17 protein-coding genes, 2 tRNA genes and 1 pseudogene are annotated in these 19,813 nt (G+C 73.4%); 16 read left to right on the top strand and 4 right to left on the bottom strand.

Features of this window, described 5'->3' with window-relative positions; genetic code table 11:
• Nucleotides 1-2 precede the first annotated feature (2 nt).
• Nucleotides 3-635, top strand: a complete 633-nt coding sequence (locus tag ABZ951_RS21080) for a hypothetical protein (RefSeq protein WP_344095744.1) — start codon at nucleotides 3-5, stop codon at nucleotides 633-635.
• A 110-nt stretch (nucleotides 636-745) separates the two neighbouring features.
• Nucleotides 746-1,852: a hypothetical protein gene (locus tag ABZ951_RS21075; protein ID WP_344095742.1), complete on the top strand. Its 1,107-nt coding sequence runs from the start codon at nucleotides 746-748 to the stop codon at nucleotides 1,850-1,852.
• 34 nt (nucleotides 1,853-1,886) lie between these two features.
• Here the strand turns inward: ABZ951_RS21075 and ABZ951_RS21070 are convergent, their stop codons facing one another.
• The gene (locus ABZ951_RS21070) at nucleotides 1,887-3,065 is read right to left on the bottom strand and encodes a M48 family metallopeptidase (RefSeq protein WP_344095740.1); all 1,179 of its coding nucleotides are present in this window, start codon (nucleotides 3,063-3,065) and stop codon (nucleotides 1,887-1,889) included.
• Between the two features lie 90 nt (nucleotides 3,066-3,155).
• Here ABZ951_RS21070 and ABZ951_RS21065 point away from each other — a divergent pair, with 90 nt between their 5' ends.
• The 9 genes from ABZ951_RS21065 (at nucleotide 3,156) to phsA (ending at nucleotide 9,690) form a co-directional block, all read left to right on the top strand.
• Nucleotides 3,156-3,326, top strand: a complete 171-nt coding sequence (locus ABZ951_RS21065; protein ID WP_344095756.1) for a hypothetical protein — start codon at nucleotides 3,156-3,158, stop codon at nucleotides 3,324-3,326.
• 92 nt (nucleotides 3,327-3,418) lie between these two features.
• Entirely contained in the window at nucleotides 3,419-3,583 is a 165-nt protein-coding gene (locus tag ABZ951_RS21060; protein WP_344095738.1) for a hypothetical protein, read from the top strand.
• Between the two features lie 56 nt (nucleotides 3,584-3,639).
• Complete coding sequence (nadD, locus tag ABZ951_RS21055) at nucleotides 3,640-4,245, top strand: nicotinate-nucleotide adenylyltransferase (RefSeq protein ID WP_344095736.1); 606 nt, start codon at nucleotides 3,640-3,642, stop codon at nucleotides 4,243-4,245.
• Nucleotides 4,246-4,265: 20 nt separating this feature from the next.
• Nucleotides 4,266-5,888, top strand: coding sequence for an LCP family protein (locus tag ABZ951_RS21050; protein ID WP_344095734.1), 1,623 nt, complete (start codon nucleotides 4,266-4,268; stop codon nucleotides 5,886-5,888).
• Between the two features lie 145 nt (nucleotides 5,889-6,033).
• Entirely contained in the window at nucleotides 6,034-6,474 is a 441-nt protein-coding gene (gene rsfS / locus ABZ951_RS21045; RefSeq protein ID WP_344095732.1) for a ribosome silencing factor, read from the top strand.
• On the top strand, nucleotides 6,471-7,148 hold the full coding sequence (locus ABZ951_RS21040) for a histidine phosphatase family protein (RefSeq protein WP_344095752.1): 678 nt from the start codon (nucleotides 6,471-6,473) through the stop codon (nucleotides 7,146-7,148). Before rsfS ends, ABZ951_RS21040 begins: the two co-directional genes overlap by 4 nt.
• A gap of 103 nt (nucleotides 7,149-7,251) precedes the next feature.
• Nucleotides 7,252-7,324 (top strand) — tRNA-Ala (locus tag ABZ951_RS21035).
• Nucleotides 7,325-7,447: 123 nt separating this feature from the next.
• A complete protein-coding gene (locus tag ABZ951_RS21030; RefSeq protein ID WP_030366518.1) occupies nucleotides 7,448-7,681 on the top strand; it encodes a hypothetical protein in 234 nt (77 codons plus the stop codon).
• Nucleotides 7,682-7,896: 215 nt separating this feature from the next.
• Complete coding sequence (phsA, locus tag ABZ951_RS21025; RefSeq protein WP_344095726.1) at nucleotides 7,897-9,690, top strand: O-aminophenol oxidase PhsA; 1,794 nt, start codon at nucleotides 7,897-7,899, stop codon at nucleotides 9,688-9,690.
• Between the two features lie 10 nt (nucleotides 9,691-9,700).
• Here phsA and ABZ951_RS21020 read toward each other — a convergent pair.
• Nucleotides 9,701-10,882 (bottom strand): annotated as a pseudogene (locus tag ABZ951_RS21020) (glycosyltransferase 87 family protein); the annotation flags it as partial.
• Between the two features lie 166 nt (nucleotides 10,883-11,048).
• Here ABZ951_RS21020 and ABZ951_RS21015 point away from each other — a divergent pair.
• Nucleotides 11,049-11,121 (top strand) — tRNA-Ala (locus tag ABZ951_RS21015).
• Between the two features lie 102 nt (nucleotides 11,122-11,223).
• Here the strand turns inward: ABZ951_RS21015 and ABZ951_RS21010 are convergent.
• Nucleotides 11,224-12,744, bottom strand: coding sequence for an NADH-ubiquinone oxidoreductase-F iron-sulfur binding region domain-containing protein (locus ABZ951_RS21010; RefSeq protein WP_344095724.1), 1,521 nt, complete (start codon nucleotides 12,742-12,744; stop codon nucleotides 11,224-11,226).
• A complete protein-coding gene (locus ABZ951_RS21005) occupies nucleotides 12,741-13,415 on the bottom strand; it encodes a hypothetical protein (protein ID WP_344095722.1) in 675 nt (224 codons plus the stop codon). The genes ABZ951_RS21010 and ABZ951_RS21005 overlap by 4 nt, the downstream gene beginning before the upstream one ends.
• Nucleotides 13,416-13,782: 367 nt before the next feature.
• On the opposite strand from ABZ951_RS21005, the gene leuS reads away from it, so the two are divergent.
• From leuS to ABZ951_RS20985, 4 genes are all read left to right on the top strand, one after another.
• Nucleotides 13,783-16,629: a leucine--tRNA ligase gene (leuS, locus tag ABZ951_RS21000; protein ID WP_344095720.1), complete on the top strand. Its 2,847-nt coding sequence runs from the start codon at nucleotides 13,783-13,785 to the stop codon at nucleotides 16,627-16,629.
• Between the two features lie 167 nt (nucleotides 16,630-16,796).
• The gene (locus tag ABZ951_RS20995) at nucleotides 16,797-17,528 is read left to right on the top strand and encodes a hypothetical protein (RefSeq protein WP_344095718.1); all 732 of its coding nucleotides are present in this window, start codon (nucleotides 16,797-16,799) and stop codon (nucleotides 17,526-17,528) included.
• Nucleotides 17,529-17,621: 93 nt separating this feature from the next.
• Nucleotides 17,622-18,467 carry a DegV family protein gene (locus tag ABZ951_RS20990; RefSeq protein WP_344095716.1) on the top strand — a complete coding sequence of 282 codons (846 nt, stop codon included), beginning with the start codon at nucleotides 17,622-17,624 and terminating at the stop codon, nucleotides 18,465-18,467.
• A gap of 98 nt (nucleotides 18,468-18,565) precedes the next feature.
• Nucleotides 18,566-19,417, top strand: coding sequence for a ComEA family DNA-binding protein (locus tag ABZ951_RS20985; protein WP_361280439.1), 852 nt, complete (start codon nucleotides 18,566-18,568; stop codon nucleotides 19,415-19,417).
• Nucleotides 19,418-19,813: the final 396 nt, after the last annotated feature.

Raw genomic sequence — 19,813 nt, 5'->3', positions numbered from 1 at the left:
GGGTGCCGGACGATGTGGGGGGCCAGCCGTTCCCGGACGGCGAGGAGCCCGACAGCCACCGCCACGGAGACGCGGACGACGCGTTCGCCTCCGTGGTCTTCGACGAGGAGTTCGTGCGGTCCGCCGCGATCCACGAACCGACCGCGGTCGAGCGGATGCTCGCCGCCGCCCAGGCCCGGGCCGAGGCCGAGGCCACCCGCTCCCGGGCGGGCGGCGGCCCCGCCGACGACGATCCGTACGACTACGACGACCCCTACGAGGACGCCTACGGCGGCGCCGCGACCGGTCACCACCCGGGGCGCGCCGGCCAGTGGCCCACCCTCACCCACGACCTCGATCCCGACGACGCCTACGGCCCGTACGGGCGCTACGGCGCCCCCCGCCGGCCCTACCGCGGCCGCCCCCGCTGGCAGCGCCCGGTGGCCTGGGTGCTGGCCGTCCTCATGGGCATCGGGGTGGTGGCGCTCGCCTTCGCCGCCGTTTACCGCAGCGCCTCCTCCGGAAATCGGCCCGGCACCGATCCCCCGCCCGCGACCACCGGGGTGGACGCCCCGGCGGGGGACCGGCAGGGCGTGCTGCCGTCGGTATCGGCCGATTCGGAGCCCCCGGTGGCCTCCGCGGCGCCCCGCCGCTGAGGCCCGGCGGCCCGGCGGCGGGGCAGGTGCACCGGACACCGGGATTTCCCGTCACAACTTGTCGTGTACCAGCGCGTTTACCGAGCCCCCGGCAGACCTACTCTTGAGGTATGGACGGGCCTGGAGACCCACCTGAGGGGACGCCCGAAGGTGTCCCGGGGAGTGGGGACGACGAGTACCGATCCGTCGTCTTCGACGAATCGTTCGTGCGGGCTGCCCGGCTGGAGGAGCTCTCCGCCAGCGAGCGCATGGGCGATCACGCCCTGGCCGTGCGCAACCGCCGGGTGTGGACCCGCGTCAGCACCTCCCGCCAGGTCCTCGTCCTGGTGGTCCTGATCGCCCTCGCCTTCGGCACGGCCGTCTACATGGGCCTGCGCCACCCCTACCAGGACCCCGGCGCCCCCGCCGCGGAGCCGATGCGCAGCACCCTGGTGCCCCTGGCGCCCCGGGGGGCGGTGCCCGGCGGCACCGCCGCGCAACTGTTCGAAAACAGTCCGGCGGCGCAGTTCCGCGAGGGCGTCGAGGGCGTCAACCTGCCCGCCGCGCGCAGCACCCGGCACTTCTCCGAGAGCCAGGTGATGGCGGCGCTCGCGGCCGCCAAGGAGTACACGGTGAAGTCGGCGCTCGACCCCGCCGTGCTCACCGGTGGCGCGCAGCGCAGCGTGCGGCTGCTGCTCGACCCCTCGCAGCTGGAGCAGTTCGACCGCAGCTTCGACCATCCGGCCGACGACGGGCAGCACGCCGCCACGGCCTGGCTGGTGCGCTTCGACCCCGCCCAGGTGGCCCTCGTCGACACCCCCGTCCGCGCGCAGGGCGTCTTCTCCGTCGCCGAGACCGGGACCTCCACCCTGGAGGTCTCGGCCGACCACACCTTCGTCTACGCCCTGCGCCCCGCGGGCGCGGGCGAAGACCGGGCCGCCCGGGCGGACGCGGCGGGCGCGTCGCTGTTCACCGTCCGCCGGACCATGCACTTCCGCTTCGACCGCGACGGGCTCCAGGAACACCAGCTGATCGTTCTGCAGAGCCAGCAGCAGGCGGGCCCCGCATCCTGCTCGGCCGACGCCGAGGCGTACCTGCGCCCCCTGCTGGCCGGCCAGAAGGCGAGCGCCGAGGGCCCGGAGGGCACCGATCCGTACGCGACCGGCGGCGGGCCGGCGGTGGCCGTGTGCGGCGCCATGGCCGACCGGGCGCAGCCGCGCCCGCCCGGCGGACGGTGACCGGGCCGGGCCCCGGGCGTCGCCCAGGGCCCTTCTAGGGCCGCTGGGGGCCGTCTCCCGGCCCGTCGGGCCCGGCATCCTTCCCGGGCCCCTTGGAGCCGCCCCCGGGGCCGTCCTCGCCGGAGGACGGCGGCGGGCCGGCCGTGCGCCCGCCGAAGACGTCCCGCAGCCGGCCGCCCAGGTCGCCCGCACCGCCCGCGATGTCCCGCACGAGGCCGATCAGCGGGTCCTTGCTGGAGCGCACCGATTCGGCGTAGTGGCCCGCGGACTGCCGGAAGGAGTCGGTCACCGAGGTGTCCTTGTCCTCGGAGCGGCGCGGGTAGTGACCGTCCATGATCCGCTGGTGTTCGCGGCTCCCGGCCCACTTCTTCAGCTCCGCAGCGCGCACGGTGGTGAACGGGTGGCTGCGCGGCAGTATGTTCATGATCTTCAGCACGGAGTCGCGCAGGTCGCCGCCCGCCTCGTACTCCTCGGCCTGGGCGAGGAACGCGTCCACGTTCATCTCGTGCAGGTGGTTGCCGCCCGCGATCTTCATCAGGCCGCGCATCGACGCCCGCAGGTCCTGGCCCACCAGCAGGCCCGCCCGGTCCGCGGAGAGCTCCGACTTGCGGAACCACTCGCGCAGCGCCGTCACGATCGCCATCACCGCGACATTGCCCAGCGGGATCCACGCGACCTTCAGCGCGAAGTTCGTGAGGAACAGCAGGATCGTCCGGTAGACCGCGTGGCCGGACAGGGCGTGCCCCACCTCGTGGCCGACGACCGCCCGCATCTCCTCCTCGTCCAGCAGCTCCACCAGGCCCGTGGTGAGCACGATGACCGGCTCGTCCAGACCGATGCACATGGCGTTCGGCTGCGGGTCCTGGGTGACGTACATCGGCGGGACCCTGGGCAGGTCCAGGATGTAGCAGGCGTCCAGCAGCATGGTGTGCAGGTGCTGGAACTGCTGCTCGCCGACCCGCACCGAATCGGACAGGTACAGCAGGCGCAGACTGCGCTCCGGCAGCAGCCCGCTCAGCGCCTTGAAGACGGTGTCGAAGCCGCTCAGCTTGCGCAGGGCCACCAGGGCCGAACGGTCCGCCGGGTGCTCGTACGCGCGCGAGGAGATGTCCGGGAACCGCTTCCGCCGCCGGCCGGGCCCCTGCTCCCGGCCTTCGCCGGGCTCCCCTCCGAAACCGTTCCCCGACGCGCTGTCGCTGGTGCGCTCGCTCATCAAGACCCCCTCAATGGGCTGATCGTGGCCCGTCCCCCGGCTGCCGGACCCCACCCTAGGCGCTGCCGCCGACATGGCTACCGTGGAGACATGCCCGACATGAATGCATTGGCCGCACACCCCCAGTTCACCGAGTTCCTCGCCGTCTCCAAGGGCGACACGGGGCCCGGCGCGCTGCTCCGCACGGTGATCGTCGTCGGCGTCGTGGGCATCGCCCTCCTCGCCTGGTTCCTGCTCCGCGGGTACGGCAAGAACGACTGAGGCGTGGAGTCGGCGTGAGCGCGCCACCGGCACCCGCATACGATGTGGCAGAAATCTCTGCCCGATCCCATCCCGGATAGGTCCTGCCGACGATGACTGCTTTCGCTTCCGCCCACACGGCCCTTGTCACGCTCGCCTCCGAGGGCGAGCACGTGGACACCCACCCGAGCCTCAGCCCCTACGTCACCGGTGGCGCCGCTCTGCTCATCCTGCTGGCCCTGCTCTGGATCACGACCCGCTTCAACCGCGACCGCTGACGCGCACCGGTCCCTGAGGGTTCGCCCGCGTGCCGCGCCCAGTAGGGTCTGCACGCATGGGAGAGCAGACAGGGCCCGTGAAGCGGCGGCTCGGCGTGATGGGCGGGACCTTCGACCCGGTCCACCACGGCCACCTGGTCGCCGCGAGCGAGGTGGCCGCGCGGTTCCACCTGGACGAGGTGGTCTTCGTACCGACCGGACAGCCGTGGCAGAAGAGCCACAAGACGGTGTCGCCGGCCGAGGACCGCTATCTGATGACGGTGATCGCCACCGCGTCCAACCCCCAGTTCTCGGTCAGCCGCATCGACATCGACCGCGGCGGGCCGACGTACACCACCGACACGCTGCGCGAGCTGCGCTCCCTCAACGACGACGCGGACCTGTTCTTCATCACCGGCGCCGACGCGCTGGAGCAGATCCTCACCTGGCGGGACACCGAGGAGCTGTTCTCGCTGGCCCACTTCATCGGCGTCACCAGGCCGGGGCACATACTCGCCAACCCGGGGCTGCCCGAGGGCGGCGTCTCGCTCGTCGAGGTGCCGGCGCTCGCGATCTCCTCCTCCGACTGCCGCACGCGCGTAGCGCAGGGCGACCCGGTCTGGTACCTCGTCCCCGACGGCGTGGTGCGCTACATCGACAAGCGCAAGCTGTACCGGCACTGAAGGCCACTTGAGGGGCACTGGTGAACGACCGACAGGAGCCGTACGCGCAGGACCCGTACGCGCGGCAACCCCTGGTGTACGGATACGACGCCTATGGTCAGCCGGTGTACCGGCCGGACGCCCCTGAGCGCGTGTACGACCAGTACGGGCAGCCGGTGCAGCCTGTCGCACAGCAGCACCAGAGCGTCCAGCAGCAGCCGGTACCGCAGCAGGGGTACGGCTACGGCCACGGGGGCCACGACACCGGCTTCGACCCGTACACGGCACCCGAGCCCCAGCAGCAGGCCCAGGCCCAGCAGCAGGAGTGGATCCCCCGGCAGGCGGGCCCGCCCTCCTACGAGGAGCAGGGCGCGGCCGAGGAGCACGCCGGGGAGCCGGAGCCGCGGGCGGCGCAGGACGCGCCGGAGTACCGCACGGAGCAGTTCTCCTTCATCGAGGAGCCGGACGAGGACTCCGAGGACGTCATCGACTGGCTCAAATTCAGCGAGAGCCGCACCGAGCGGCGTGACGAGCGCAAGCGCAAGGGCCGCAACCGCTACATCGCCCTCGCCGTGGTGCTCGTCCTCGCGCTGGGCGGCCTCGGTGCCTACCTGTGGCTGGGGGGCTCCGGCGGCAAGAAGGGGCCGGCCGTGGCCGCGGGGGCGCAGAAGCGCGACGTGATCGTCGTCCATCTGCGGCAGACGAAGGGCGGCGGCAGTTCCACCGCCCTGCTGGTCGACAACGCGACCACGAACAAGGGCACCACGGTCCTGCTGCCGAACACCCTGGCCGTCGGCAAGGACGGGGGAGGCTCCACCACGCTCGGCAAGTCCGTGCAGGACGACGGCACGGGCGCCACCCGCGATGCCCTGAACACCCTGCTGGGCGCCGACATCAAGGGCAGCTGGCGGCTGGACACCCCGTACCTGGAGAACCTGGTCGAGCTGGTCGGCGGGATCGCCGTCGACACCGACACCGACGTCCCCGGTGCCAAAACCGGCGACACGCCCCTGGTGCGGCGGGGCGCGGCACAGGACCTCAGCGGCCAGATGGCCGTCGCCTACGCCACCCACCGGGGGGCCGGGGAGGCCCCCGACAAGCAGCTGGCGCGCTTCGGGCAGGTCATGCAGGCGGTGCTGAAGAAGGTCTCCGGCGAGCCCGCCGCCGCGACGCGGACCGTGGAGTCGCTCGCCCAGATCCCCGACCCCTCGCTCTCCGTCGAGCAGCTCGGGGCTTCGCTGGCGCACCTGGCGGCGCTGGCGAAGAAGGGCTCGTACGTCACCACCGCGCTGCCGGTGCAGGCGGACGGGACGCTGAGCGAACAGGCGACCGGCAGCGTGGTCAAGGATGTGCTCGGCGGCACGGTGCACAAGACCGACAAGAACGCCGCGCCGCGCGTGAGCGTGAAGAACGCCACAGGAGGCAAGACCGCTTCCGGGGCGGCGCAGGTCACGCTCGTCAACGGCGGCTACACCGTCGTCGACGCCGGGACGGCCGGCGCGGCCGAGGCGGCGTCGGCGGTGACCTACGCCGACGACGGGCGGGCGGCCGAGGCCGGGGAGGTCGCCAAGACCCTGGGCCTGCCGGCGGGCGCGGTGAAGAAGGCGAAGGGCGCCCCGAACGCGGATGTCACCGTGGTCCTGGGCAAGGACTACAAGGGCTGAGGCCGGTCCCTGGCAGGTCCCGGGCGGCCCGGGGGCACAGGACGGAAAAAAGGACAGGAAAAGGTCAGGAAAAAGGTCAGGAGGGGTGTCGGCGGGTCGTGAGACCCTTGAGACGTACTGACCCTCTTTATCGAAAGCATGGCTTGTGACCGCCACGGACCGCTCCATCGAGCTCATCAAGGCTGCCGCTCAGGCGGCCGCAGACAAGCTCGCGCACGACATCATCGCCTACGACGTCAGCGACGTACTGTCGATCACCGACGCCTTCCTGCTGGCCTCGGCCCCCAACGACCGCCAGGTCAAGTCGATCGTCGACGAGATCGAGGAGCACCTCAACAAGGAGCTCGGCGCCAAGCCGGTGCGCCGTGAGGGCGACCGCGACGCCCGCTGGGTGCTGCTCGACTACGTCGACATCGTCGTCCACGTGCAGCACAGCGAGGAGCGCGTCTTCTACGCCCTCGAGCGCCTGTGGAAGGACTGCCCCGAGATCGAGCTGCCCGCCGACGCCGTCGCCACCCGCGGCAAGGCCGAGGAGCACGCCAAGACGCACGCCGCGGAGGCGGACCTGGACGGTGAGCTGAGCTGAGCGGCAGCGAGGGCGGCGCCGCCACGGGCGCCGGGACGGGCCGGGGCCGCCGCATCGTCCTGTGGCGACACGGCCAGACCGCGTGGAACCTGGAGCGGCGCTTCCAGGGCACCACGGACATCGAGCTGACGGGGACCGGTGTCGCCCAGGCGCGCCGGGCCGCCCGGCTGCTGGCCGCCCTGCGGCCGGACGCGATCGTCTCCTCCGACCTGAGCCGGGCCGCGGCGACCGCCGCGGAGCTGGCGGCCCTCACGGGCCTGGAGGTCTCCCGGGACGCCGCGCTGCGCGAGACGTACGCGGGCGCCTGGCAGGGGCTCACGCACGACGAGATCATCGAGCGGCACGGCGAGCAGTACGCGGCGTGGAAGCGCGGCGAGCCCGTCCGGCGCGGCGGCGGTGAGCTGGAGACCGAGGTCGCCGACCGGGCCGCCCCGGTCGTCCTGGCGCACGCCGAGAAACTGCCCGACAACGGCGTCCTCGTCGTCGTCAGCCACGGCGGCACCATCCGCACCACGATCGGCCGGCTGCTGCAGCTGGAGTCGCACTCCTGGGAGTCCCTCGGCGGCCTCACCAACTGCTGCTGGTCGGTGCTGGGCGAGGGCGCCCGCGGCTGGCGGCTGCTGGAGCACAACGCCGGGACGCTGCCCGAACCGGTCCTGGGCGACGACGACTGAGCGGCGCCCGCGGCCCGATTTCACATCCGGGCAGGTCACAGGCTAAAGTTCTTCTTGTTCGCGGGGAACGCGGAGGGAAACCTCCGGAGGAACCAAGAGCAGCGGGGCTATAGCTCAGTTGGTAGAGCGCCTGCATGGCATGCAGGAGGTCAGGAGTTCAATTCTCCTTAGCTCCACAATCCGGACGATCCCGTCTCCCTGTCACAGGGAGGCGGGATTGTTGCTTTTCTGGCGTGTTCCCGTGGCAGAATCGGACCGCCGGTAGCGGACGGGACCGAAGGGGAGGGAACAGGCTGCCCATGGGTGCACACAGCCGGAAGTGCGACTGGTGCGGCAGTGGCACGCCGATCGTCCGCGACATGGAACCGCTCAACTCCGCGTACCAGTACTGGTGTGTGGAGTGCGCCCGGGCCCTGATCATAAAAGGCGACCCGATCGAGACCTACCGTGAGCTCGAAGGCGAGCCGATCTACGGCCGGCTGCTGGACGAGCACTGCGCGCTGAAGCGGTTCTATTCTTTCGCCACGGCCTGAGCGCTCCGCTGGAAGTCGGGCGCAGCATCTGCGGGCACGCCGTGGCTGGTCGCGCGGTTCCCCGTGCCCTTCGGGCGCGGCCGCACCGCTCAGCCGCGCGCGGCCGGATTTCTTCGCCCCCACGGCAACCCCCTCCTTCCGGGAGCGCGTCCTTCAGTGTGAGAGCTGCCGCCGGGAACGGCCGGCGGCACGGGGGAAGCGACGGAGGTCACCTGGTGACCGAGACAGCGATCAGCCCTGCCCGCGCACAGGAAGCGGCAGCGGAACTCACACCTTTTCTCGACGCCCTGCGGATCCCGCCGGTCCTGCGGCCCAGCCGCAGTGAGGCGCTCCGGGGCATCGAGATCGACCAGCGGGCCACCTGGGTGCGGCTGCACTCCCAGCTGCCGCCCACCCGGGTATGGGCCTACGACGGCCACTGCCCCGGACCGACCATCGAGGTCCGGCGGGGACGCCGCCTGCGAATCACCTGGAACAACCGCCTCACCGGCACCATGCCGGTGACCGCCGTGGAGGCGAAGCCGGAACCGGGCGCGCCACCGCCGGGCGACGTCCCCGGCCGCAGCGGCGCCGCACCGCTCGCCGACGTGGCCGCCCTGCCGCCCTGGACGGTGACCCACCTGCACGGCGCTCCCACCGGGGGCGGCAACGACGGCTGGTCGGAGAACGCCGTCTCACCCGGCGACAGCCAGCTGTGCGAATACCCCAACGACCACCGGGCGGTCGCCTGGTGGTACCACGACCACGCCATGGACATCACCCGGTGGAACGTCTTCGCGGGCCTCGCCGGGATGTACCTCGTCCGCGACGACGAGGAGGACGCGCTGCGCCTGCCCAAGGGTGACCGCGAGATTCCGCTGATCGTCCAGGACCGCAACCTCGACCTGGACGAGGACGGCCGGCTGACCGGACGCCTGCTCCACAAGACGGTCGTCGTCGGGCAGGACGCGCACGGCAAGAACGTCACCCCGCCGTTCACCGGGCCTTACACGCTCGTCAACGGCGTCATCTGGCCGCACCTGGACGTCGACGCGCGGTGGTACCGCTTCCGGCTGCTCAACGCGGCCAACGCCCGCACCTTCCTGTTCGGGCTGGTGGACGAGGAGACCGGGGAGGCGGTGCGCGGGGCGGCGTGGCAGATCGGCACGGACGGCGGGCTGCTGCCCCGGCCGGTGGCGCTGGACGCGCCGCTGTCCGTGGCGCCCGCCGAGCGGATCGATCTGCTGATCGACTTCGGCCGGCTGCGGGGGCGCCGGATCCGGCTCGTCAATCTGGCGCCGGGGGTGGCACACCCGCAGGTCATGCAGTTCCGCGTGGGGGACGAGCAGGTGTGCGACCCGTTCGTGCTGCCGCAGGTGATCTCCGGTTCGTTCCGGCGCCTCACCCACGACACCGTGCCCGAGCACGAGCACCGGCTGATCGCCCTGACCCCGCCCGGTACCGCCGGGGACGCCCACCCCGGCATGTGGGAGATGAGCCGGATCGAGTCCGGCGGGACGCAGCCTCCCGGCGCCGGCGTGATCCAGATCAAGGGTGCGGACGGCCGGGTGCGGACGTACCGGCGGGGCGCCCGCACCTTCGACGACACCCTCGGGTTCATGGTCGAACACGGCGCCTGGGAGCAGTGGAGCTTCCTCAACCTCGGTGGCCCCATGCATCCGATGCACATTCACCTGATCGACTTTCAGGTGCTCAGCCGTGATGTCTACCCGGCGGGCCCGGACAGCCCGTTCGACATCGCGCTGGGGGGTACGCGCGCGCCGCTGGTCCACGGCGGCCGGGTGCCGGTGTCGGAGGGCGACGCGGGCTGGAAGGACGTCATCCAGGTGCCCCCGGGGCAGATGGTCAACGTGATCGGCCGCTTCCACGGGGCGAAGGGCCGCTTCATGTACCACTGCCACCTGCTGGAGCACGAGGACATGGGGATGATGCGGCCGTTCGTGGTGATGCCGCCGGAAGTCCTGAAGTTCCATCACGGGACCGGTGGCGGTCACCACGGCGGCCACTGAGGCCCGGCACCTTGACGGCGGCCAGCACCAGGAAGGCGGCCGCCGCGGCCGGATAGCCGGCCGACAGGAGCATCCCGCCGCCGCCCTGGCGGAGTTCGAGCCGGGCTCCCGACGCGTGCGGGACCAGCCACAGCGCGTACGAGCAGAAGAGCGCGCCGCCCGCGGCGGCCGCCGCCCACCACAGGGGGGCGGCCGCCGCCGCGGCCTCGGTGACGAGCAGCAGCACCATGGGCACGCACCACACCCAGTGGTGCGACCAGGAGACCGGGCTGACGAGCAGGGCCGTCGCCGCGCAGCAGAGCGCGCCCCAGGCGCGGGCCGTGGGCTCCGGTGCGTACAGCCGCGCCCGGACCGCGACGGTGAGGCCGAGGACGGCCACGAGGGACGCGCAGGCCGCCCACCACAGGCCCGGGTCGCCGGTGTGCAGCAGCCGGGCGAGGACGCCGCGCAGGGACTGGTTGGCGGTGTCCTCGGCGTGGCCGACGCGGTCCGCGGCGAAGAGCACGTCCGTCCAGTAGCGGCGGGAGTCGTACGGCAGGGCGAGGGCGCCCACGGCCGCTGTACCGGTGAAGGCGGCGCAGGCGACGGCGGCCTGCCGCAGCCACGGGCCGGGTCCCGCCGTGCGCGCGAGCCCGGCGGCGGCCAGGTAGACGACGAAGAGCGCGGGGGTGAGCTTGATGCCCGCCGCGAGGCCGATGCCCAGGCCCGCCCAGCGGTACCCCGCCCGCCCGGGAGCCCGCGTCAGGTCCCACAGCACCAGCACGACGAGCAGGAGATTGACCTGGCCGTAGCGCAGGGTCGTCCACACCGGCTCGCACCACACGCACAGCGCGGTGGCGGCCAGCGTCTCGGCCGCGCGGGGCGGACGGCCGATCAGCCGCAGCGAGAGGTGGACGAGCGGAAGCAGCAGCGCGAGGTTGGCCAGGGCCACCCCGGTGCGCAGGGGCGCGATATCGAACATCGTCAGGGGGGTGAACAAGAGGGCCGCGAAGGGCGGGTACGTCGTGGGCAGGCGAGCGTGGGTGGCGCGCATCGCGTAGAGGTCGCCTCCGGCGAGCACGGTCCGGCCCTCGGCCCGGTAGACGAGCAGGTCGATCATCGACACGTGCGCCGCGCGCTGGGCCAGCCAGAAGCCGGCGAGCGAAGCCAGGCAACCCGATGCGGCGAGCAGGGTGGCACGGCGGGCTGTCACGGGGCGCGACTCCGGGGTCCGGGAGCGACAAATCGGGCACAGGGGGCCGACGCTACCCCGTGGAAGCCCGTCGCAAGCGTCGACGGGCAAGCGATTTGGCAGATGGGGGGGAGCTCCGTGTAATGTAATCCGTGTCGCCAGGGAAACCGGGCGGAAAACAGAACAAGGGGCTATAGCTCAGTTGGTAGAGCGCCTGCATGGCATGCAGGAGGTCAGGAGTTCAATTCTCCTTAGCTCCACAGTGGATGAGCGGGCCGTCTGGAAACAGACGGCCCGCTCTTTCGTGTGCCCGGACGCTTCCCGGTGTTCGCACCGGGGTTTCGGCGTGCGGTACGGATGCCTCAGCGTTCCTTGTCGAGCCGCAGGGCGAGGGCCGGGCAACGGCGAACGGCCCGCAGGGCGCGCCCCCGCAGGTGTGCCGGCACCCCGGTGTCGGCGAGCGCCGGATAGCCGTCCGGCCCGACGCGTACGAGCTGGGGCAGCAGTCCGGCGCACAGGCCGTGTCCCTCGCAGAGCGTCCAGTCCACGGCCAGCCGCTCGACGCCCTGCGCCCCTCCGGCGCCCGGTGCCGCCGCGTCGGCGGCGGGCAGGGGCAGCACTCCCGCCGTGCCGCGGCCGCAGCCGCCGCCCAGGACGTGCGCCGCCAGGTCGTCGGTGAAGGCCGACAGGGCGCTCAGTGTGAAGCGCGCCGCACCGTCCGGGTGGCCGCACGCCCCCCGGCCGCGTACGGCCCCCGCCGCCTCCCGCAGGGCCTCCAGGGCGCTCCGGCCGCCGCCGGCGACCACGTCCGCCAGGGCCCCGGCCACCGTCGGCAGGCCGAGCCGGCAGGGCCCGCACTGCCCGGTCGACTCCGCGGCCAGCCAGTGCGCCACCCGGAGCACCTCGCCCAGCGGGCAGGTGTCCGCCGGCAGCGGCAGCACCGCCCCCGAGCCCAGGGCCCCGCCGCACGCCGCGAGGGCCTCGTGGGAGACCACCGCTCCGGACGCCGTCGTCGCGTCCAGCCACGCCCCGTGGTAGCCGCCGGTGAGGACCCCCTGCGGGGCCGGATCGGCGTCGCACATGCGCAGCACGTGGGCCAGCGGGACGCCGCCGGGCGCCTCGACGACCCGGGGCCCGGGGACCGCGCCGGAGACGGTGAGCAGCACGGTGCCCGGCTCGGCGGCGGTGCCCACCGCGGCGTAGCGGCTCGCGCCCAGGCGGGCGGCGAGGGCGAGTTGGGCGTACGTCTCGGTGTTGGACAGCAGCGTCGGGGCACCGCCCAGACCTTCGTCGGAGGCACGGCCGTGCCGGCCCGGCGGCAGCGGGGGACCGCCGTCGGCGGCCCGCAGCAAGGCGGAGGACTCGCCGGAGACCAGGCGCTCCGGGAGGCGCACCACCCGGGCGCGCAGGGTCCGCCCGCGCCGGTCCGAAAGCCCGCGCTCGGCCAGCGCGTCACGGACGGACGTCTCCGCCGCCGCCCGGGTCACCCCCACCACGAGGATGCCGGCGCCGAGCGCCTCGGCGGCCAGGACGGCACCGTCCAGCACCAGGTGCGGGGCGCGGGCGAGGAGGACGGAGTCCTTGCGGCAGGCGGGCTCGCCCTCGCACCCGTTGACGACGACCGCCGGGCGCGCGCCCCGCCGCCGTGCCGTGGCGCCCACGGCCCGCAGTTTCCGGGCCAGGGGAAAGGCGGCGCCGCCCCGGCCGCGCAGCGCGACCGTCTCGGCCAGAGAGGTGAGCTGCGCCTCGGTGAGCTGGGGAGCGGTGCCGTGCACGGCCAGGTGCGTCCTGCGGTCCAGCCGCGCCGCCGCCTCGAAGCCCGCCGTCAGCCGGGCGGGCCCGAGGGTGAGGACTCCGGGGACGTCCGGGAGCGGGGCGCTCACCGGGCGCGGCCCGAGCCGCTGTAGGAGGCGCGCGAGACGTGCGAGGGCGGTGCGGGGGGTGGGGCGGCCCGGTGGGTGGCCGGGCCGGTCCGGGCGTGTGACGCGGCCCGGACCGGCTGTTCGCCGCCGGGGGCCGTCGGCAGCGGGCGGCGGGCCCGTACGAGCCGGAACACCAGGGCGGCCGCCACGGCCACGAGGCACAGGCCGTAGGACGCCGTCACCCAACCCGCCGGGACCCGGCCGGACTTGAGGCCGTGCAGCACGGCCGCGCACCAGGCCGGGTACGCGCAGGCGTGCAGGGCGCGCCAGTGGAGGGTCGCGCGCCCCCGCCCGGCGAAGGCGCTGCGCAGGGCGCCGGTGGCCCCGGCGCACACCATCAGGTAGCCGGCCAGGGCGCCGAGCCCGATCAGCCCGTTTCTGCCTCCCGCCCCCGAGGAGAAGGGCAGCAGGGCGGCCGTGGCCGGCACGCGGTGCTCCGCGACCTTGACGACGATGTGCATCAGGAGGAAGCCGAGCGCGCCGACGGCGGTCGCGCGGTGGACGCCCTGGGCGAGCAGGCGGGCGCGCGGCGTGAGGAACAGCCGGTCGGTGGCGATGAGCCCCCAGACGACGGTGGCGGTGAGCGAGACCAGAGCGAGGACTCCACCGGTGTGGTCGAGGAAGCGGTTCATGGCACGTCACGCTAGGGAGCCCGGCGGGAGCCCCGGGTCCGCTTCGCGCAAGACCGGTGCGACGGGTGGTGCCACTGCTAACGTCTGTTCGTTCGGCTTCGTTTTTCGCCGTCACGGAGCCGCACCGGTGCCCGGACCGCGATCCGCCGGCTGTCCGCGCCGTGCCGCGACCTCGGTGCGCCCCCTTCGGCCCCTGCGGTAACCTGACCCCATGCGTGCCGTACGCCTTCTGCTTAGCGGGCCGCGCTGATCAGTACCGGCCGGTGACTCCGGGCCGGCATCAGCGCGGCGTCCCCTCCTGTGCGAGGGGATTTTTCATTTCCGCGGTGCCGCAGGCAGAGACGACGATCGATGGAGCTTGAGGACGATGAGCGAGACCAACAACGCCGCCGAGGTGGCTGCCCCGCACCGCTACACGGCCGCGCTGGCCGCTGACATCGAGGCACGCTGGCAGGACTTCTGGGACGCCGACGGCACCTACGAGGCGCCCAACCCCAGCGGTGACCTGGCCGGCGACCCGGCCGTGGCCGGCAGGCCGAAGAAGTTCATCATGGACATGTTCCCGTACCCCTCCGGTGCGGGCCTGCACGTCGGTCACCCGCTGGGCTACATCGCCACCGACGTGTACGCGCGCCACCAGCGCATGTCCGGCCACAACGTGCTGCACACCCTCGGCTTCGACGCCTTCGGCCTGCCCGCCGAGCAGTACGCCGTGCAGACCGGCACCCACCCGCGGGTCTCCACCGAGGCCAACATCGTCAACATGAAGGCGCAGCTGCGGCGGCTGGGCCTGGGCCACGACAAGCGCCGGTCCTTCGCCACGATCGACCCGGACTACTACAAGTGGACCCAGTGGATCTTCCTGCAGATCTTCAACTCCTGGTACGACGAGGAAGCGCGGAAGGCCCGCCCGATCACTGAGCTGGTCGCCCAGTTCGAATCCGGCGAGCGCCGGGTGCCGGGCACGCGCGCGTGGAGCGAGCTGAGCGGGAGCGAGCGCGCCGACGTCCTGGGCGAGTACCGCCTGGCCTACGCCTCCGACGCCCCCGTCAACTGGTGCCCCGGCCTGGGCACGGTCCTGGCCAACGAGGAAGTCACCGCCGACGGCCGGTCCGAGCGCGGCAACTTCCCCGTCTTCAAGTCCAAGCTGCGCCAGTGGAACATGCGGATCACCGCCTACGCGGACCGCCTGATCGACGACCTGGACGCCCTGGACTGGCCCGAGGCCATCAAGCTCCAGCAGCGCAACTGGATCGGCCGCAGCGAGGGCGCCCGCGTCTCCTTCGACGTGGCGGACCGCGACGAGAAGATCACCGTCTTCACCACCCGCCCCGACACCCTGTTCGGCGCCACCTACATGGTCCTGGCCCCCGAGCACGACCTGGTCGACGCCGTCGTCCCGGCCGAGTGGCCGCAGGGCACCAAGGACGCGTGGACCGGCGGCGCCCGCACCCCGGCCGACGCCGTCGCCGCCTACCGCAAGCAGGCGCAGTCGAAGACCGACGTCGAGCGCCAGACCGAGGGCAAGGACAAGACCGGTGTCTTCACCGGCGCCTACGCCCTCAACCCGCTGACGGGCGAGCGGATCCCCGTCTTCGTCGCCGACTACGTCCTGATGGGCTACGGCACCGGCGCGATCATGGCCGTCCCGGGCCAGGACGAGCGCGACTGGGAGTTCGCGACCGCCTTCGAGCTGCCGATCGTCCGCACGGTCCAGCCGCCGGAGGGCTGGGAGGGCGAGGCGTACGGCGGCCAGGGCCCGGCGATCAACTCCGCCAACGCCGAGATCGACCTCAACGGCATGCCGGTCGAGCAGGCCAAGAGCACCGTCATCGCTTACCTGTCCGAGCGCGGCATCGGCGAGGGCACCGTCAACTTCCGGCTGCGCGACTGGCTGTTCAGCCGCCAGCGCTACTGGGGCGAGCCCTTCCCGATCGTCTACGACGAGGCCGGCGTCGCCCACCCGCTGCCCGAGTCGATGCTGCCGCTGGAGCTGCCCGAGGTCGAGGACTACTCGCCGCGCACCTTCGAGCCGGACGACGCGGACACCTCCCCGGAGACCCCCCTGTCCCGCAACGAGGACTGGGTCAACGTCGAGCTGGACCTGGGCGACGGCGTCAAGCGCTACCGCCGCGAGACCAACACCATGCCCAACTGGGCGGGTTCCTGCTGGTACCACCTGCGCTACCTGGACCCGCACAACAGCGAGCGGCTGGTCTCCGCCGACGCCGAGCAGTACTGGATGGGCCCGCGCGACGGGCAGCCGCTCGGCGGCGTCGACCTGTACGTCGGCGGTGCCGAGCACGCCGTGCTGCACCTGCTGTACGCCCGCTTCTGGACCAAGATCCTCTTTGACCTGGGTCACATCACCTCGGCCGAGCCGTTCCACAAGCTCTACAACCAGGGCATGATCCAGGCGTTCGTCTACCGCGACAGCCGTGGCATCGCGGTACCGGCGGTCGAGGTGGAGGAGCGCGACGGCGCCTTCTTCTACCAGGGCGAGAAGGTCAGCCGGGTCCTGGGCAAGATGGGCAAGTCCCTCAAGAACGCCGTCACGCCGGACGAGATCTGCGCCGAGTACGGCGCCGACACCCTGCGCCTGTACGAGATGGCGATGGGCCCCCTGGACGTCTCCCGCCCCTGGGACACGCGCGCGGTCGTCGGCCAGTACCGCCTGCTGCAGCGCCTGTGGCGCAACGTGGTGGACGAGGCCACCGGCGAGGTGACCGTCGTGGACGGCGAGGCCGACGAGGCGACGCTGCGGGCCCTGCACAAGGCGATCGACGGCGTCGGCCAGGACATGGCGAACCTGCGCTTCAACACCGCCATCGCCAAGGTCACCGAGCTGAACAACACCCTCACCAAGCTGAGCGCGGTGCCCCGCACCGTCGCCGAGCGGCTGGTCCTCCTGGTCGCGCCGCTGGCCCCGCACATCGCCGAGGAACTGTGGCGCAAGCTGGGCCACTCCGGCTCGGTCGTGCACGAGGACTTCCCCGTGGCCGACCCGGCCTACCTGGTCGACGAGACCGTGACCTGCGTCGTCCAGATCAAGGGCAAGGTCAAGGCGCGGCTGGAGGTCGCCCCGTCGATCTCCGACGAGGAGCTGGAGAAGGCCGCGCTGGCCGACCCGGGCGTCGTCGCCGCCCTGGGCGGCGCGGGCATCCGCAAGGTCATCGTGCGGGCGCCGAAGCTGGTCAACATCGTCCCGGCGTGACCGCTCCCACCCAGCGGGTCGGCGCGCGGCCCTTTCGGGCCGGGTAGGGGTTTGTCCCTACGGGCAGGTTGGGGGTTCGTTCGGAACCCCCAACCTGCCCGGTCCGTTTACGGTGGAAGGGGTACCGCACAGGTCCCGCCGTTCCGTCCCACCGCTGAGGAGCGCCCATGACCGCGGCCGCCGTGATCGTCGTGCTGATCTTCGCGATCCTTGTGACGCTCGGGGTGATCGCCACGGTCAGGACGGTGCGGGCCGTCAAGCGCGGCGTGGACCGCACCGTCACCCAGGCCCGCCGGACCGTCGAGGACACCAAGCTCAAGGCCCGGGGCTACGCGCAGCCCGGCGCGGCGGGCGAGGTCGCCCAGCTGCGCCTGTCGCTGCGCACCTCGATGCGCGCCACCCAGGAAGCCCTGCGGATCGCCGCGCCCGAGGACCCCTCGCTGTCCGAGGCGCTGGCGCTCTTCCAGCGGCTCAGCGCGCACGGCCACGAGCTGGACGAGGACCTCAAGCGCCTGGAGAGCGAGCCGGACCGGGCCAGGGTCGCCGCGTGCCTGCCCGAGCTGCGGGAGCGCACGGAGCGCGTCAAGGATTCCGCCGACTCGCTGCGGTTCGCGGCCCAGGACCGGGCCCGGCGGTTCGTGGCGGACGACCTGGAGTCGCTCAGCGGCCAGATCCGCATGGAGGCCGGGGCGCTGCGGCACTGGACGACGGAGCCGGCGGCCGCCCCCGAGGCGCCCGAGCCCGCCGCGGGGCGGGCCCCGGCCGGAGCCGCGGAGGCCCCCGGCAGCGACGGGGAGCCCGGAACCGCGGGGGAGCGGCCCGCGCTCACCAAGGGGGACCCCTGGCGGCAGCCCGGCTACTCCTGGCAGAAGACCCGCCGCCCCGAGAGCACTACCTGACCGGACACCCCGCTGTCCGGCACACCGGCGCAATGATCACGCTTCCGATGCCCGGCCTGCCGTCCGGGCGCCCCGGCGGGTAACCTCCGGAACATGTCCCGCCATGTCGCTGTCATCACCGATTCCACGGCCTATCTGCCGCCGGAGGCGATGGAGCGGCACAGCATCACCGCCGTCCCGCTGACGGTCGTCCTGGGGGACGAGGCACTCGAAGAGGGCACCGAGATCTCCGCCCGGGCCGTCGCCCAGGCCCTGCAAAAACGCCGCTCGGTGACCACGTCCCGGCCGGGCCCCGAGGTCTTCGCCGCCGCCTACCGCGCCGCCGCCGAGGCCGGTGCCGAGGGGATCGTCTCCCTCCACCTCTCCGCCGAGTTCTCCGGCACCTACGACGCGGCGGTCCTCGCGGCCCGCGACGCCGCGGTTCCGGTGCGGGTCGTCGACACCGGCATGGTCGCCATGGCCCTGGGCTTCTGCGCGCTCGCGGCGGCGGAGGCCGCCGACGCCGGCGGCACCCTCGACGAGGCGGTCGCGGCAGCGGAGAAGCGCGCGCAGGGCACGGCCACGTACTTTTACGTCGACACCCTCGACTACCTCCGCCGGGGCGGCCGGATCGGCGCTGCCCAGGCGCTGCTGGGGTCGGCGCTCGCCGTCAAGCCGCTGCTCCAACTGGACGGCGGTCGCATCGAGTTGCGGGAGAAGGTCCGTACGGCGTCCAAGGCCATCGCCCGCCTTGAGGAGATCGCCGTCGAGCGGGCGGGCGCCGCGCCCGTCGACATCGCCGTCCACCACCTGGCCGCCCCCGACCGGGCCGCCCAGCTCGCCGAGAAGCTGCGCGAGCGGCTGCCGGGGCTGGTGGACCTGCACGTCAGCGAGGTCGGAGCGGTCATCGGGGCGCACACCGGGCCGGGGCTGCTGGGCGTGGTCGTCGCGCCCCGGTAGCGCTCGTTCGGGGGAGCGGGATATCCACAACCGGCGGGTTATCCACGGAAATTGGGCCGCCCCGGCGGGATCGCGGGAACGCGCCTACCGTCGGCCGCATGACTGATCGACCGGGTACCGCGACGTTCGACCTTCCCGACTCCCACGGTGGCTCCGGCGCCGCGGTGCGCTCGCAGCGCGAGCGGGCGGCGGAGCTGTTCCCGCACGCGTCGGCGGCGGCCCGGCCGGCGGGGCGGGGCAGCCCCGATCCGCCCGCCGCCCTCGGGGCCGGGCACCCGCGGGCCGGCCGGTGGCGGGCCGCGCTGTGGGAGCGGGTGCCGCTGTGGGTGCAGCTGCGGTGCGGTCTGGAGCCCAGGACGCTCGCCGCCCTGGTGGTCGTCCTGATCGCCGCGTGCTCCTTCGCCGTGTACCACTTCTGGGCGGGCCGCCCCCAGCCGGTCCGGCCGCCCGGCCGGGAGATGCCCGCCGCGGTGGCGGCGCCCACGGCGGCGGTGGAGGGGGCGGAGGGGGCCGCGAAGGCGCGCGGCGGCGGGAGCGTCGTGGTGGACGTGGCCGGCAAGGTGGCGCGTCCGGGGATCCGGCGCCTGCCGTCCGGGTCCAGGGTCGCCGACGCCTTGAGCGCGGCCGGGGGAGCCCGGCCGGGCGCGGACACGACGGGCCTGAACCGGGCCCGCGTGCTCACCGACGGCGAGCACATCGTCGTGGGCGTCACCCCCGCGGCCGTGCCACCGGGGCCGGGCGGCCGGGCGAGCGCGGGCGGGCCGGTCAGCCTCAACTCCGCGACAGCGGAGCAGCTCGACTCCCTCCCGGGCGTCGGCCCGGTCCTGGCCCAGCACATCCTGGACTACCGCGCCCGGCACGGCGGCTTCCGCAAGGTGGAGGAACTCCGCCAGGTCAACGGCATCGGCGCCCGCCGCTTCACGGACCTCCGCCCCCTGGTCCAGCCGTGAACGGCTCGGGCGGCGGGGCGGGCGGGGGATCCGGTGGCCCGGGCGGCCTCGATGAGCAGGCCGGCGTCGGTGCGGCTCCGGGGCGAGGCCCGTGCCCCGAGGGCCGGATGGGGACGGCGAGTGGTCCCGACAGCGGGGCGGGCAGGGGGTGTGGCGGCTCGGGCGCCCCTAGCGGGCGGGGTGGTGCGGCTGGCGGTGCTGCGGCTGTTCCGCCGGGGGCGTTCGTCGGGTCGGTGCGCGTTGAGGGGCTCGGTGGCCTGGGCAGTCCCGAGGGGCGGGGTGGTGCGGCTGGTGGTGTTGCGGCTGTTCCGCCGGGGGCGTTCGTCGGGTCGGTGCGCGTTGAGGGGCTCGGTGGCCTGGGCAGTCCCGAGGGGCGGGGTGGTGCGGCTGGTGGTG

Source organism: Streptomyces sp. NPDC046215 (genome assembly GCF_040646215.1).
GTDB classification, from domain to species: domain Bacteria; phylum Actinomycetota; class Actinomycetes; order Streptomycetales; family Streptomycetaceae; genus Streptomyces; species Streptomyces stramineus.
This window is presented reverse-complemented; position numbering and strand designations above follow the sequence as displayed.